9 protein-coding genes are annotated in these 13,657 nt (G+C 61.9%); 4 read left to right on the forward strand and 5 right to left on the reverse strand.

From position 1 onward, the window contains the following. Together V8689_RS04425 and V8689_RS04430 are read left to right on the forward strand one after the other, a co-directional pair. Complete coding sequence (locus V8689_RS04425; RefSeq protein WP_056789552.1) at nucleotides 1–1,710, forward strand: PTS fructose-like transporter subunit IIB; 1,710 nt, start codon at nucleotides 1–3, stop codon at nucleotides 1,708–1,710. A 190-nt stretch (nucleotides 1,711–1,900) separates the two neighbouring features. After that, nucleotides 1,901–3,442 (forward strand): alkaline phosphatase D family protein, encoded by a 1,542-nt coding sequence (locus V8689_RS04430; protein WP_056789555.1) that lies wholly within the window; start codon nucleotides 1,901–1,903, stop codon nucleotides 3,440–3,442. Nucleotides 3,443–3,526: 84 nt separating this feature from the next. Here the strand turns inward: V8689_RS04430 and V8689_RS04435 are convergent, their stop codons facing one another. Both V8689_RS04435 and V8689_RS04440 read right to left on the reverse strand, forming a co-directional pair. Beyond that, nucleotides 3,527–6,052 (reverse strand): PepSY domain-containing protein, encoded by a 2,526-nt coding sequence (locus V8689_RS04435; protein WP_056789557.1) that lies wholly within the window; start codon nucleotides 6,050–6,052, stop codon nucleotides 3,527–3,529. 123 nt (nucleotides 6,053–6,175) lie between these two features. Then, nucleotides 6,176–8,461 carry a TonB-dependent receptor gene (locus tag V8689_RS04440; protein ID WP_056789560.1) on the reverse strand — a complete coding sequence of 762 codons (2,286 nt, stop codon included), beginning with the start codon at nucleotides 8,459–8,461 and terminating at the stop codon, nucleotides 6,176–6,178. Nucleotides 8,462–8,666: 205 nt separating this feature from the next. On the opposite strand from V8689_RS04440, the gene V8689_RS04445 reads away from it, so the two are divergent. Then, nucleotides 8,667–9,347, forward strand: coding sequence for a Fe2+-dependent dioxygenase (locus V8689_RS04445; RefSeq protein ID WP_056789563.1), 681 nt, complete (start codon nucleotides 8,667–8,669; stop codon nucleotides 9,345–9,347). A 2-nt stretch (nucleotides 9,348–9,349) separates the two neighbouring features. Then, entirely contained in the window at nucleotides 9,350–10,093 is a 744-nt protein-coding gene (locus V8689_RS04450) for a tetratricopeptide repeat protein (RefSeq protein WP_056789566.1), read from the forward strand. A 121-nt stretch (nucleotides 10,094–10,214) separates the two neighbouring features. Here V8689_RS04450 and V8689_RS04455 read toward each other — a convergent pair whose 3' ends face one another. The 3 genes from V8689_RS04455 to V8689_RS04465 all read right to left on the reverse strand — a co-directional run bounded on the left by V8689_RS04455 (nucleotide 10,215) and on the right by V8689_RS04465 (nucleotide 13,645). Beyond that, nucleotides 10,215–11,378, reverse strand: coding sequence for a type III PLP-dependent enzyme (locus V8689_RS04455; protein ID WP_014716890.1), 1,164 nt, complete (start codon nucleotides 11,376–11,378; stop codon nucleotides 10,215–10,217). Nucleotides 11,379–11,837: 459 nt separating this feature from the next. Next, nucleotides 11,838–12,995, reverse strand: coding sequence for an osmoprotectant ABC transporter ATP-binding protein OsmV (locus V8689_RS04460; RefSeq protein WP_003188471.1), 1,158 nt, complete (start codon nucleotides 12,993–12,995; stop codon nucleotides 11,838–11,840). Then, a complete protein-coding gene (locus tag V8689_RS04465; RefSeq protein WP_003188473.1) occupies nucleotides 12,992–13,645 on the reverse strand; it encodes an ABC transporter permease in 654 nt (217 codons plus the stop codon). The genes V8689_RS04460 and V8689_RS04465 overlap by 4 nt, the downstream gene beginning before the upstream one ends. Between the last annotated feature and the right edge of the window lie 12 nt (nucleotides 13,646–13,657).

Below are 13,657 nucleotides of genomic sequence, written 5' to 3' on the forward strand. Positions count from 1 at the left end.
ATGAAGTTAGCCATTGTTACTGCCTGCCCGAACGGCATGGTCACCAGTGTGCTGTGCGCCCGCTTGCTGGACGCCGCCGCCCAGCGCATGGGCTTGCACACCAGTGTTGAAGTCGTCGATGTACAGCGCCCGGAGCGCCAGTTGTCCCAGGCGACGATTGATGATGCCGAGTGGGTGCTGCTGGTCAGCAGTACCCCGGTGGATATGCAGCGGTTTGTCGGAAAGCGCGTGTTCCAGAGCACGCCGGCCCAGGCGTTGGCGGATGTCGAAGGCGTATTGCGCCGGGGCGCCGAAGAAGCCCAGGTGTATGTCGCCGACGCCGTCCCGGTGGCGGCCAAGGCTGCGCCGCGTATCGTTGCGATTACCGCGTGCCCCACTGGCGTGGCCCACACGTTCATGGCCGCCGAAGCCTTGCAGCAGACGGCCCAGCGCCTGGGTTATGACTTGCAGGTCGAGACCCAAGGCTCGGTGGGCGCCCGCACGCCGTTGAGCCCGCAAGCGATTGCCGATGCCGATGTGGTATTGCTCGCGGCCGATATCGAAGTGGCCACCGAGCGTTTCGCCGGCAAGAAGATTTACCGCTGTGGCACCGGCATTGCTCTCAAGCAATCCGAAGCCATCCTCAACAAGGCCCTCGCCGAAGGCGCAGTGGAAAGCGCGGCCAGCGGTGCAGCGGCCAAGGCGGAGAAAACCGGCGTCTACAAACACCTGCTCACCGGCGTGTCGTACATGCTGCCGATGGTGGTGGCGGGGGGCTTGCTGATCGCCTTGTCGTTTGTGTTCGGCATCCATGCCTTCGAACAGCCCGGCACCTTGGCGGCGGCGCTCAAGTCCGTGGGTGACCAGGCGTTCCTGTTGATGGTGCCGCTGCTGGCGGGCTACATCGCCTACTCGATTGCCGACCGTCCTGGCCTGGCACCCGGCATGATCGGCGGGCTGCTGGCGGGCACGCTGGGGGCTGGGTTTATCGGCGGCATCCTCGCCGGTTTCGTCGCCGGGTATTGCGTCAAGCTGATCAGCCGCGCGGTGCAACTGCCCCAGAGCCTGGAAGCGCTCAAGCCGATCCTGATCATTCCGTTATTGGCAAGCCTGTTTACCGGCTTGGTGATGATCTACCTGGTGGGCCCACCGGTCGCGCGCTTGCTCACGGGCCTGACGGACTTTCTCAGCACCATGGGCACCACCAACGCGGTGCTGCTGGGCATTTTGCTCGGCGGCATGATGTGCGTGGACTTGGGCGGGCCGATCAACAAAGCGGCGTATGCGTTCTCGGTTGGCCTGCTGGCCGCCTCGAGCGGCGCGCCGATGGCCGCGACCATGGCCGCCGGCATGGTGCCGCCGATTGGCATGGGCATCGCTACGTTACTGGCCCGACGCAAGTTCGCCCAGACCGAACGCGAAGCCGGCAAGGCGGCGATGATCCTGGGGCTGTGCTTTATCTCCGAAGGCGCGATTCCCTTCGCCGCCAAAGACCCGCTGCGCGTGATTCCGGCCAGCATCGCCGGTGGTGCGTTGACCGGTGCGCTGTCGATGTACTTCGGCTGCAAACTCGCCGCGCCCCATGGCGGCTTGTTTGTGCTGGTGATTCCGAATGCGATGAACCATGCGTTGTTGTACTTGTTGGCGATTGTGGCGGGCAGTGTGTTGACCGGCTTGGTGTATGCCCTGCTCAAGCGACCGGAAGCGGCCGAGCTGGCCGTTACTGCCTGACACTCGCAAAAAATGTGGGAGCTGGCTTGCCTGCGATAGCATCGACTAGGTTTGCCTGATACACCGAGGTGTTTGCATCGCAGGCAAGCCAGCTCCCACAGCTGAACTCGACCGTTCTGCTAATCGGTGTCATATCCGCTTCATCCCATCATGCTTAAGTGGCCCTTTTGATACTCAAGAGGGCACCTGCATGAGCCACTTCGATCTCGGTCGCCGCCGTGTGATGCAAGCCGTGGGCGCCGGCCTGTTGTTGCCGGGCCTGGCGCCGGCGGTGATCGCTTCGGTGAAGGACCGGCCGCAACTCACTGACGGCGTGCAGTCGGGCGACCTGCAGGGCGACCGCGCGATAATCTGGAGCCGCAGCGACCGCCCGGCGAAGATGGTGGTGGAGTGGGACACCCGCAGTGTGTTCAGCAACCCGCGCCGATTCGTCTCGCCCCTGGCCGACAGCCGCACCGACTTTACCGCCCGCGTCGAACTCACCGGGCTGCCGGTCGACCAGGCGATTTTCTACCGCGTGCATTTCGAAGACGCCCAGAGCGGCATTGCCAGTGAACCCTGGTTCGGCCATTTGCGTAGCGTGCCGCAACAGCGGCGCGATATCCGTTTTGTGTGGAGCGGCGACACCGTCGGCCAAGGCTTCGGCATCAACCCCGACATCGGTGGCATGCGCATCTATGAAGCCATGCGCCTGCGCCTGCCGGACTTTTTTATCCACAGCGGCGACACCATCTACGCCGACGGCCCGGTACCCGCGCAGCTCACCACCGAAGGCGGGCGCATCTGGCGCAACATCACCACCGAAGCCAAGAGCAAGGTTGCCGAAACCCTCGATGAATATCGCGGCAATTACCGCTACAACCTGCTGGATGAAAACGTGCGACGCTTCAATGCCGAGGTTCCGCAGATCTGGCAGTGGGACGATCACGAGGTGATCAACAACTGGTCATCGAGCAAGCAGTTGGATGAGCGCTACCAGACCCGCGACATCAACACCTTGGTGGGCCGTGCCCGCCAGGCCTGGCTGGAATATTCACCCATGCGCCGACAGAGCGCCGACGCTGGCGGGCGCATTTATCGCAAGCTCAGTTATGGGCCGCTGCTGGATGTGTTTGTGTTGGATATGCGCAGCTATCGCGGGCCGAATGACGACAACCTGGGCGCTGAAAAACCCTTCCTGGGGCGTGAACAGTTGGACTGGCTCAAGCGCGGGCTCAAGGCGTCGCAAGCGCAGTGGAAGGTGGTCGCCGCCGACATGCCCATCGGCCTGGGCGTGCCCGACGGCGAAGTCAGCCCCGGCGTGGCGCGTTGGGAAGCCATCGCCAATGGCGACCCTGGCCCGGCGCAAGGGCGTGAGCTGGAGATCGCCGAACTGCTGGGGTTCCTGCATGAGCACAAGGTGCGCAACCACGTGTGGCTGACGGCCGATGTGCATTACTGCGCGGCGCATCACTACCACCCAGACCGCGCGGCGTTCCAGGATTTCGAACCATTCTGGGAGTTTGTGGCAGGGCCGTTGAATGCCGGAAGCTTCGGGCCCAACCCACTGGATAAAACCTTTGGCCCGCACGTGGTGTTCCAGAAGGCGCCACCGGCACAGAACACCTCGCCGTTTGCGGGTTTTCAGTTTTTTGGTGAGGTGCAGATTGATGGGCAGACGGGGGAGTTGACGGTGATGCTGCGGGACTTGGACGGGGTTTCCGTGTTCGAGCAAAAACTGGAACCGGCCTGATTGGAATGCTGATAAGAGCGGGCGCGGAGCGCCCAGGGCGGCATTCCCACGCGGAGCGTGGGAACGATCAGGAGCAACAAAGGGTCAGTAGACATCCCGACGATAGCGGCCTTGTTCGATCAGGCGCTCCAGCGCCTCATTGCCCAGAATGTCTGCCAGCGCCTGATCCACACCCGTCGCCATCCCCTGCAAGCTGCCACATACATAAATCGCCGCGCCATCCGCCAGCCATTTGCGCAGCACATCCGCTGATTCGCGCAGGCGGTCCTGTACGTAGATTTTCTCCTCCTGGTCCCGGGAAAACGCCAGGTCCAGCAGGGCCAGGTCTCCATTGGCGAGCCAGCCTTGCAGTTCCTCCTGGCACAGGTAGTCGTGGGCGATATTGCGCTCGCCAAACAGCAGCCAGTTACGCTGCTGGCCGTCGGCAATGCGTGCTTTGAGCAAGCTGCGCAGGCCCGCCAGGCCGGTGCCGTTGCCCAGCAGAATCAGCGGCACAGGCGCGTCGGGCAAATGAAAGCCGCTGTTGCGCCGCAGGCGCAGGCTGATGGCCGAGCCGAGGGCGGCGTGTTCAGTCAGCCAGCCGGAGCCAAGCCCCAGGCTGCCGTCGGGGTGGCGCTCCTGGCGCACGATCAGCTCCAGCACACCGTCGCTGGCAATCGAGGCGATGGAATATTCGCGCATGCCCAGCGGTACTAACGCGTCCACCAGTGCCTGGGCGTGCAGGCCGACCAGGTGCGTGCGGTTGTCCGGCAGTTGGCGCGTGGCCAGGGCCTGATCGAGGGTGTGGGCGACGCCGTCGATTACCACGCCGTCGCTGCCGACCAAGCCCAGGCCGGCCAGGAAGTGTTCGATGGCCCAGGGGCAATTGCGCGGCAGAACTTCCACCAGGTCGCCGGCCAGCCAGCTGTGCGCAGACGTGGATGTGAGGCCCAGCAGGTAGACGGGCGAGCCGACACTGTCGGGGTTGAGTAGAGTGCGTTGGCTCAGGGTCCAGTTTTCGTACTGGGCCGTCGGCCAGGCCGCTGCCGGGGCATGGCCGGTGAGCTGGCCCAACTGCTGTTGCCAGGTCTGCAGCGCCAGGGTGTCGCCGCTGTCGACTTCCACCGGGGCAAACAGGGGGTTGCCGCCCTGGTTGGTCAGCCAGAAATGCAGGCGCCGCGCAAAGCCGCAAAAATGCTCGTACTGCCGGTCACCCAGGGCCAGCACCGAGTAGTTCAAGCCTTTGAGGGGCAGCGCCTGGCCGAGCACGCTGCGCTCGAAACCACGGGCGCTGTCGGGGGCTTCACCGTCGCCGAAGGTACTGACCACAAACAGCGCGTTCTGCGATTGGCTGAGGTCGTCGCGGCTGACACTGCCCAGAGGCTGCACCTTCACCGCCAGGCCCGCAGCCTGCAATTGCCCGGCCGTTTGCCAGGCCAGTTGTTCGGCAAAACCGCTCTGGCTGGCGAAGCCGATCAGCCAGGCCGGGGCATCGCTGTGGTTGTCTGTCAGACCTTTACGGGCATCGCGTACCTGGCGTTTTTTGCGGCGTCGGTCGAGGTACAGCAGCCAGCCAGTGATGAAAAACAGCGGCATGAGCAGTGAACTGACGGTGAGGACAATCCGCCCGACCAGGCCGAAATAGCTGCCGGTGTGCAGCGCATACACACTGGTCAACAGCTGCGCCTTGAGGCTTTTGCTGGCGTAGCGCTCGTGGGATTTAACCTCGCCGGTTGCCGGGTCCAGGTTGATCTGGTTCAGCGCGCGGTCATGGGGCGATGAGTTGAGCAGGTAATACACAGTGGCCGGTTGCCCGGCAACCGGCGGCATCCGAATGTTGTAGGCGCTCAAGTCGGGGCCGGCGTTGCTGTAGATGCTGCTCCAGATCGCGTCGTAGTTGGCCACGGGAGCCGGGCCAGCGGGGGCAGGGCCGCGCTTGCGCATGCGCTCGTTCTGCGGCGCGTCGGACAGCAGTTTGGTCACGCCACGGTTGTACCAGTCGTACGACCAATACAGCCCGGTCAGCGCCGCCAACAGATAAAACAGCAGGCACCAGGTGCCGAATACCGAGTGCAGGTCCCAATTGAAGCTGCGGCCCTTTTTGCGCCAGTCCAGGGTCAGCCAGACGCGCCAGCTTTTCACCTGGCGCGGCCAGCGCAGGTACAGGCCGGAGAGGCAGAAGAACAACAGGATCAGGGTGCAGGCGCCGGTGATATTGCGCCCGGTGTCACCGATGGCGAGGAAGCGGTGCAGTTGCAGGATAAAGCCGAACAGATCCTGGCCGACCGCGTCGCCCATGTAGTCGCCGGTGTACGGGTCAAAGTAGCGCATCTGGCCACGGCGCTCGCCCGGTGGTGGGGTGAAGGACACGCGGCCGGCGTTGCCGCTGTCGCTTTCTACCCACAGCATGGCCACGGTCTTGCCTTCGGTGGCTTCCAACTTGCGTACCAGCTCGGCGGGCGGCAGTACACCGGCCTCGCGTTTTTGCACGCTCAACACGGTGGGGTTGAGCGCCCGCAGGATCTCGTCCTGAAACGAGTACGCGGCCCCGGTGACCCCCATCAAGGCCAGCACCAGCCCGGCCGTGATGCCGAAGAACCAATGCAACTGGAACAGGGTTTTCTTCAACACGTCGGAGCGCCTCGCTTAGCTGGATATCTGATCACGGCGCGCATTATGCCGTGAGTTGCCGAAAAACACGCAAAAGCCCCACGCATCCGATGTGTGGGGCTTTTGGCTGGAACTTTACCGCTTTTAGAAGTGGAAGCTGGTGGTCAACAACGCCGTACGACCGGCCGCCTGGTTGGCGAAGTGCGTGGAGAAAGCCTTGTCGTAGTAGGTCTTGTCAGTCAGGTTCTGCACGTTCAATTGCAGGTCGACGTTCTTGGTCAGCTTGTAGCTGGCCATGGCGTCGTAGCGGGTGTAGGAGGGCACATACACCGTGTTGCCGACGTCGCCGTAAACCTGATCGACATAGAAGGCGCCGCCGCCGATGGTCAGCTTGGGCGTGATGTCGTAGGTGGTCCACAGGCTGAACGAGTTCTTCGGCGTGTTGGGCATTTGGTTGCCCTTGCTGGAGCCGGAGCTCACGACACCGTTACGCCCGTTGAGGCCGGATTTAACCAGTTCGCTGTCCAGATAGCTGTAGCCCGCAAACACCTGCCATTGTTCGGTAATTTTGCCGCTGGCGGACAACTCGATGCCGTCGACCTGAGATTCACCGGCGTTCTGGTAGGTGAGTGCATCCACCAGGATGCGGGTGTTTTTCTTCTCGGTGCGGAAGATAGCAGCGGTCAGGGACAGGCGGTCGTGGAACAGGTCCCACTTGGTGCCCAGTTCGTAGTTGACGGTTTCTTCCGGCTGCAAGTCGCTGGTAGCGGCACCGGCAGACAGCGGGTTGCCGTCGGAACCTTCACCGATGAGGCCACCGGCTGGCGTGGCCGATGTTGCGTACGAGGCATAGATACTGCCGTTCTCCACCGGCTTCCAGACCAGGCCGGCCTGCCAGTTGAAGAACTGGCTGTCGTCCTTGATCTTGGTGCGTCCGGCGACGGCGTTGGTGTTGGCTTCGGTGTCAAAGGTGTCGTAACGCAAGCCTACGTTCAGCAGCCATTTCGGATCGAGCTCGATGGTATCGAACACGTACGCGGCGCGGCTGGTGGCTTTGGTGTTGGTGCCGTTGTAGTTGCGGGCGATGCTGCCGTTCCAGGCATCGTCGGGGTTTGGGTTGCTCAGTGAGGTGCACTGGCCGCCCAGGCTGCCCTTGGCGGTGGTGCACACCGGGTTCGCGTTAGGGCTGACGGTGTAGCCACTGACACGGGTTTCTTCACCGGTAAATTCCAGGCCAGTGGAGTAAGTGTGCTTGAAGCCCAGGGCCTGGAAGCTGCCAAACAGGTCGGTCTGGTTGGTGGTTGTGGTCGTGGTGGAGACACGGCTGTTGGCGCGACGCCAGACGGTGCCGTAGCGGTTGACGTTGAACTTGCTGTCATCCGGCTGAGTGAGCACATAGTCCTGGCCGGTGCTGCCGTGGCGCAGGGTGTTTTTCAGCGTCATGTTGTCGTTCAGGTCGTGCTCGATGGAGAACGTGCTGATATCGGCGCGAGTCTTGCGGAAGTCACGGCTTTTCAAACCGTAGAAGTTGTTGCTGTCGCCGCCGTCGTTGGGTTTGTCATGTACGTGGGCCGTGGCGGTCGACGAACCGTAGCCGTAGGGAATCCCTGAGTCCGGCAGGTCATCACTTTCCATATGGTAGTAGCTGAGGTTGACACGGGTCGGTGTGCCCAGGCCAAACGTCAGCGACGGTGCCACGCCCCAACGGTCGTAATTCACCGCGTCGCGGCCAGCGACGTTTTGTTCATGGCTCATCAGGTTCAGACGGAAGGCGGCGCTGTCGTCCAGGAACTGGCGGTTCACGTCGAGCACGTAGCGGCGGGTCTGGTCGGAGCCGTAGGTAAAGCCGCCGTTGGTGAAGTCCCGCGCTTGTGGGGTCTTGCTCACCAGGTTGAGGCTGCCACCGGCCGAGCCACGGCCGCCGAACGAGGAGTTGGGGCCTTTGCTGACTTCGATGGACTCGATGTCGAAGATCTCGCGGCTCTGGCCGCCGGTGTCGCGCACGCCATCGAGGTAGGTGTCGCCCTGGGCGTCAAAACCACGGATGAACGGACGGTCGCCCTGAGGGTTGCCACCTTCACCGGCACCGAAGGTGATACCCGGTACGGTGCGCAAGGCATCCTGCAACGAGGTGGCGGCGGTGTCCTTGAGTACTTGTTGCGGCACCACGGTGACCGAACGCGGCGTGTCCACCAGCGGCGCGGTGTACTTCTGCGACGAGGCTTTTTCCACCTGGTAGGAGGTGTTGTCCTGCTCCTGGCCGGTGATGTTGGTGGCGCCGAGGGAGATAGGGTTGCGCTCGCCTTTTGGCTCGGTATTTTCAGCCGCCTGCGCCAGGTGGGCGGCGGAGCCGGCACTCAGGGCAACGCCGATGGCCGAAGCCAGCATGCGTGGTGAACTGACCGGTATTTTTAGAATAGTGCGCGACATGACGTGTCCCTTCCCCAAGGATGTGAGGCCGCGGAATATAGGGCCAACAAGACTTTGTATCAATTGCGAGATATTGCTATTCGCATCAAATTTACATTCTTTACACTTTTTTGTTACGGAATTTGCCTTCTCGTTCGTCCCCGTGTTTTACAGGTCGGATAAGAATCAATATCATTGACGCCTCTCTGATCGCAGGTATTGCCCCATGTTGCTGCACATTCCCGGCCTGTTCTCTCGCGAGGAGGTGCTGCGTATTCGCCAGGCCCTGGAAGAGACCGAATGGGCTGACGGCAAAATCACTGCCGGGCACCAGTCGGCCAAGGCCAAGCACAACCTGCAATTACCTGAAGGCCACCCGTTGGCCAAGGAAATTGGCGCAGCCATGCTGGAGCGGTTGTGGAGCAACCCGCTGTTCATGTCGGCCGCGCTGCCGCATAAAGTCTTCCCGCCACTGCTGAACTGCTACACCGCAGGCGGCAGTTTCGACTTTCATATCGACAACGCGGTGCGCCAACCCAAAGGCAGCCATGAGCGCGTGCGCACCGACCTTTCGTCCACGCTGTTCTTCAGCGACCCCGACGACTACGACGGCGGGGAACTGGAGATCCAGGACACATTCGGCGTACAGCGAGTCAAGCTGCCTGCCGGCGACATGGTGCTGTACCCCGGCTCTAGCCTGCATAAAGTCAACGCGGTGACCCGTGGCGCGCGCTATGCCTCGTTCTTCTGGACCCAAAGCCTGGTGCGCGAAGACAGTCAGCGCACCTTGCTGTTCGAGATGGACGGCGCGATCCAGCAACTGACCCGCGACGTGCCCGACCACCCCGCGTTGATCCAGCTCACCGGCACCTATCACAACCTGTTGCGCCGCTGGGTCGAGGTCTGACCATGGGCTTTTTATTGCGCCGCGAAGAAGTGCTCAACGTCGAACAATTGCAGAGCATGCTCGATGATTCCCCGGTGCGCGCCGCCCAGGCCATCCTCATCGCGGCCAAGGCAGGCGTGGTCGATGCCCAGGCCCTGCTCGGGCAAATCTTGCTGGAAGGGCGCGGCATCGCACGCGATGAGGCCTTGGCGCTGCGCTGGTTCCAGATTGCCGCGCAGGGCGGGCACCTGATGGCGCGCAATATGATCGGGCGTTGCCGGGAGCATGGCTGGGGCTGTGCCGTCGATGAAGCCGCAGCCGCGCAGGAATATCGCCTGGCGGCACACGCCGGGTTGGATTGGGGGCAGTACAACTACGCCAACCTCTTGGCTACCGGTCGTGGCGTTATTGAAGACCAGGCGCAAGCACTGGCGCTGTATCGCCAGGCCGCCGAGCAGGGCCACGCCAAGTCCATGAACCTGCTCGGGCGTTACCTGGAAGACGGGCAGCATTGCCCCAAGGACCTTGAGGCGGCTGTCGAGTGGTATCGCCGTTCAGCCGAGGCCGGGGATTTTCGCGGGCAGTTCAGCCATGCGGCGGTGCTGGCCGACAGCGGCCAGGTCGATGCGGCACTGGAGTGGTTGCGCAAGGCGCTGGAAGGCGGGAATCTCAAATTCCTGCGAACGGCGCACAAGGCCCTGGCGCTGGCGGATGATCCGCGAATTCGCGCCATGGCCGAGGCCTACCGACAACGAGCCGCGACCTGATCGTTCCCACGCTCCGCGTGGGAATGCCGCCCTGGACGCTCTGCGTCCGCACATGAGCGCGTAACGCAGAGCGTTACAGGAGGCATTCCCACGCAGAGCGTGGGAACGAGCGGGGGAGGGGTTAAACGTAGAAGGATTTCAACGGCGGGAACCCGTTGAACTCAACCGCGCTGTAGCTGGTGGTGTAGGCACCGGTCGACAACCAGTACAGACGATCACCAATGGCCAGGTTCAATGGCAGGCCGTACTTGTAGTTTTCGTACATGATATCGGCGCTGTCGCAGGTCGGGCCGGCGATGACCACTTCTTCCATCTCGCCTTTCTTCTCGGTCCAGATCGGGAACTTGATGGCCTCGTCCATGGTTTCGATCAGGCCGGAGAACTTGCCCACATCCGTGTACACCCAGCGCTCGACGGCGGTACGGGACTTGCGCGCCACCAATACCACTTCGCTGACCAGGATGCCGGCGTTAGCGATCAGCGAACGGCCAGGTTCCAGAATGATTTCCGGCAGGTCGTCACCGAAGTCTTCCTTGAGGAAACGGATGATTTCTTCAGCGTAGGTTTCCAGGCTGTTGGTGCGGGTGATGTAGTTGGCCGGGAAGCCACCGCCCATGTTGATCAGCTTCAGGTGAATGCCGTCTTCTTCTTTCAGGCGTTCGAAGATCACCTTGACCTTGGCGATGGCCGCGTCCCACACGCTGATGTCGCGCTGTTGCGAGCCAACATGGAACGAGATGCCGTAAGGCACCAGGCCCAGGTCGCGGGCGAGGATCAGCAGGTCCATGGCCATGTCGGTCTGGCAACCGAATTTGCGCGACAACGGCCAGTCAGCGGTGGTCGAGCCTTCGGTGAGGATACGCACATACACTTTCGAGCCCGGCGCGGCCTTGGCAATATTGCGCAGGTCGGCTTCGGAGTCGGTGGAGAACAGGCGCACGCCCTTCTCATAGAAGTAGCGGATGTCCTTGGATTTCTTGATGGTGTTGCCGTAGCTGATACGGTCGGCGCTGACGCCGCGGTCCATGACCTTGTCCAGCTCGTAGATCGAAGCGATGTCGAAGCTCGAGCCTTTGTCTTTCAACAGGTCGATGATTTCAACGGCCGGGTTGGCCTTGACGGCGTAATACACCTTGGCGAATTCGAAACCGGCGCGCAGGTCATCGTAGGCCTGGCTGATCATCGCGGTGTCGATCACCACGAACGGGGTTTCTTGCTTGTCGGCGAACGCCTTCATTTTGTCAAAAGTGGCGCGCGCGAAATAATCTTCGACGTTGATCGACATGCTGGGAACTCCTAAGGGCAAACTAATTTGATCAATGGGTGCAAATGAACGTCCTCCGTATCCCCACTTTGGTTCGCCTACTTCCCAAGGCATGTCGCCGAAAGCAAAAAGGCCACGGGCTAAGCTGCCCTTGGCCTTGCTGTCTCGTCGTCAGTACTTGAGCCGGATGGATCGTTTCCAGCATGGACGTTCGGCGCGAACTTTAGGGCTTGGCGGGCGTGGGATCAACTAAAAATGTCGCGTTTTTGCACGCGTTCGTCGCGCGGCCGCGTGCAGCTACTTATGTAACCGACCGGTGTGACGGATTGATGTTCCCCGGATGGGGCCAATCAGATGGATTTGCGGTGTATTCATCGCAGGCAAGCCAGCTCCCACATTTGAACTGCATTCTTATGCTGGAATGCATTCCCCTGTGGGAGCTGGCTTGTCGGGTCGCCGCATCGCTGCGATAGCAATCTATCAAGCCAAAGCAGTTTCGGCCGGGGAGACAATACTGGTCTTGCCCCCACGGGACTTACCAGAGCTCAGGTACTCGGCAATCGACTCCTGGGTCACCTCACCCAAAAACACCCGCTCTGCATCCATCACCGGCAACCACGAGCGGTTGAACTCGTACATGCGCGACAGCAGGATGCGCAAATGCTCGTCATATGCCGCCGTGGCGTTGAACTCGCGCAGGTACTGGCCGCAGGTACCGGCCTGGCGGTGCAGGTCGCGGCGGCGCACATAACCCAGCGCCTTGTTCTCGGCGCAGGTGACCACCACGTAACGGCGGTCATGCTCGTCCATCAGTTCCAGGGCATCGGCCACCGGGGTTTCCGGGCTCACGGACGGGGCGTTGTCCGCCGCGTCTTCGGCTTTGACCAGCAGCAGGCGCTTGAGGGTGCTGTCCTGGCCCACGAAATTGCTGACGAACTCGTCTGCCGGGTGCGCCAGCAGCGTGTCCGGATGGTCGATCTGCAGCAGCTTGCCGGCGCGGAAGATGGCGATCTTGTCACCCAGCTTGATGGCTTCGTCGATGTCGTGGCTGACCATGATCACGGTCTTGTTCAGCGCGCGCTGCATCTCGAAGAACTCGTTCTGGATCATCTCGCGGTTGATCGGGTCGACCGCGCCGAACGGCTCGTCCATCAGCAGCAACGGTGCGTCAGCCGCCAGGGCGCGGATCACGCCGATGCGCTGTTGCTGCCCGCCCGACAATTCACGCGGGTAGCGATGCAGGTACTGCTTGGGCTCCAGCTTGATCATGCTCATCAACTCGCGGGCGCGGTCGTGGCATTTCTGCTTGTCCCAGCCGAGCAGCTTGGGCACCACCACGATGTTCTCTTCGATGGTCATGTTGGGGAACAGGCCAATCTGCTGGATCACGTAGCCGATGTTGCGGCGCAGGGTTACCTCGTCGAGGTCGGTGGTGTCTTCGCCGTTGATCAAAATCTTGCCCGAGGTGGGCTTGATCAGGCGGTTGATCATTTTCAGCGTGGTGCTCTTGCCGCAGCCCGAGGGCCCCAGGAATACGCAAATCTCGCCTTCGTTGACGGTCAGGCTTACATCGTTGACGGCAGTGACAGTCTTGCCGTTGCTTTGAAAAGTCTTGGACAGGTTTTGAAGTTCGATCATTTGAGCAATCCTTTTGGAGTCAGCGAGCGTTGCAGCCATTGCAGAAGCAGGTCGGCGAAGATGGCCAGGAGGCTGACCAGCACGGCGCCGACGATCAGCATCGACATGTCACTGCGGCTGATAGAGGCCAGAATCAGTACACCCAGGCCACCGGCGCCGATGGTGGCAGCGATGGTCATCACACCGATGTTCATCACCACGGCGGTGCGCACGCCAGCGAGAATCACCGGCACCGCAATCGGCAGTTCGACCATGCGCAGGCGCTGGCCGAAGGTCATGCCGATGCCGCGTGCGGCTTCGCGAATGCCTGGCTCTACGCCGGTCAGCGCGAGGTAGGTGTTACGCATGATCGGCAGCAGGGAGTAGAGGAACACGGCGGTAATCGCCGGCATTGGTCCCAGGCCCTGGCCGAACTTGGAGTAGAACGGCAGCAGCAGGCCGAACAGCGCGATGGAGGGCACGGTCAGCAGTACCGTGGCACTGGCTTGCAGGGGGCCTGCCAGGGTCGGAAAACGCGTCATCAGAATGCCCAGGGGCACACCGATAAAAATCGCGAGGATCACGGCGATGCCGACCAGGGTGATGTGCTGCCAGGTCAAGTGCAGCACTTGGGCCCAATCAAGATGGGAAAAGGCGTTCAAAAATTCCATGTCTTCTCCTTT

Source organism: Pseudomonas sp. AK181, from assembly GCF_051122975.1.
GTDB classification, from domain to species: Bacteria; Pseudomonadota; Gammaproteobacteria; order Pseudomonadales; family Pseudomonadaceae; genus Aquipseudomonas; species Aquipseudomonas lactis.

Bases quoted from the DNA above. Each gene is read 5' to 3' on its own strand.
- V8689_RS04460 (WP_003188471.1), bottom strand. From the start codon at position 12,995: ATGATCGAACTTCAAAACCTGTCCAAGACTTTTCAAAGCAACGGCAAG.
- V8689_RS04465 (WP_003188473.1), bottom strand. From the start codon at position 13,645: ATGGAATTTTTGAACGCCTTTTCCCATCTTGATTGGGCCCAAGTGCTG.
- V8689_RS04450 (WP_056789566.1), top strand. From the start codon at position 9,350: ATGGGCTTTTTATTGCGCCGCGAAGAAGTGCTCAACGTCGAACAATTG.
- V8689_RS04440 (WP_056789560.1), bottom strand. From the start codon at position 8,461: ATGTCGCGCACTATTCTAAAAATACCGGTCAGTTCACCACGCATGCTG.
- V8689_RS04430 (WP_056789555.1), top strand. From the start codon at position 1,901: ATGAGCCACTTCGATCTCGGTCGCCGCCGTGTGATGCAAGCCGTGGGC.
- V8689_RS04425 (WP_056789552.1), top strand. From the start codon at position 1: ATGAAGTTAGCCATTGTTACTGCCTGCCCGAACGGCATGGTCACCAGT.
- V8689_RS04445 (WP_056789563.1), top strand. From the start codon at position 8,667: ATGTTGCTGCACATTCCCGGCCTGTTCTCTCGCGAGGAGGTGCTGCGT.
- V8689_RS04455 (WP_014716890.1), bottom strand. From the start codon at position 11,378: ATGTCGATCAACGTCGAAGATTATTTCGCGCGCGCCACTTTTGACAAA.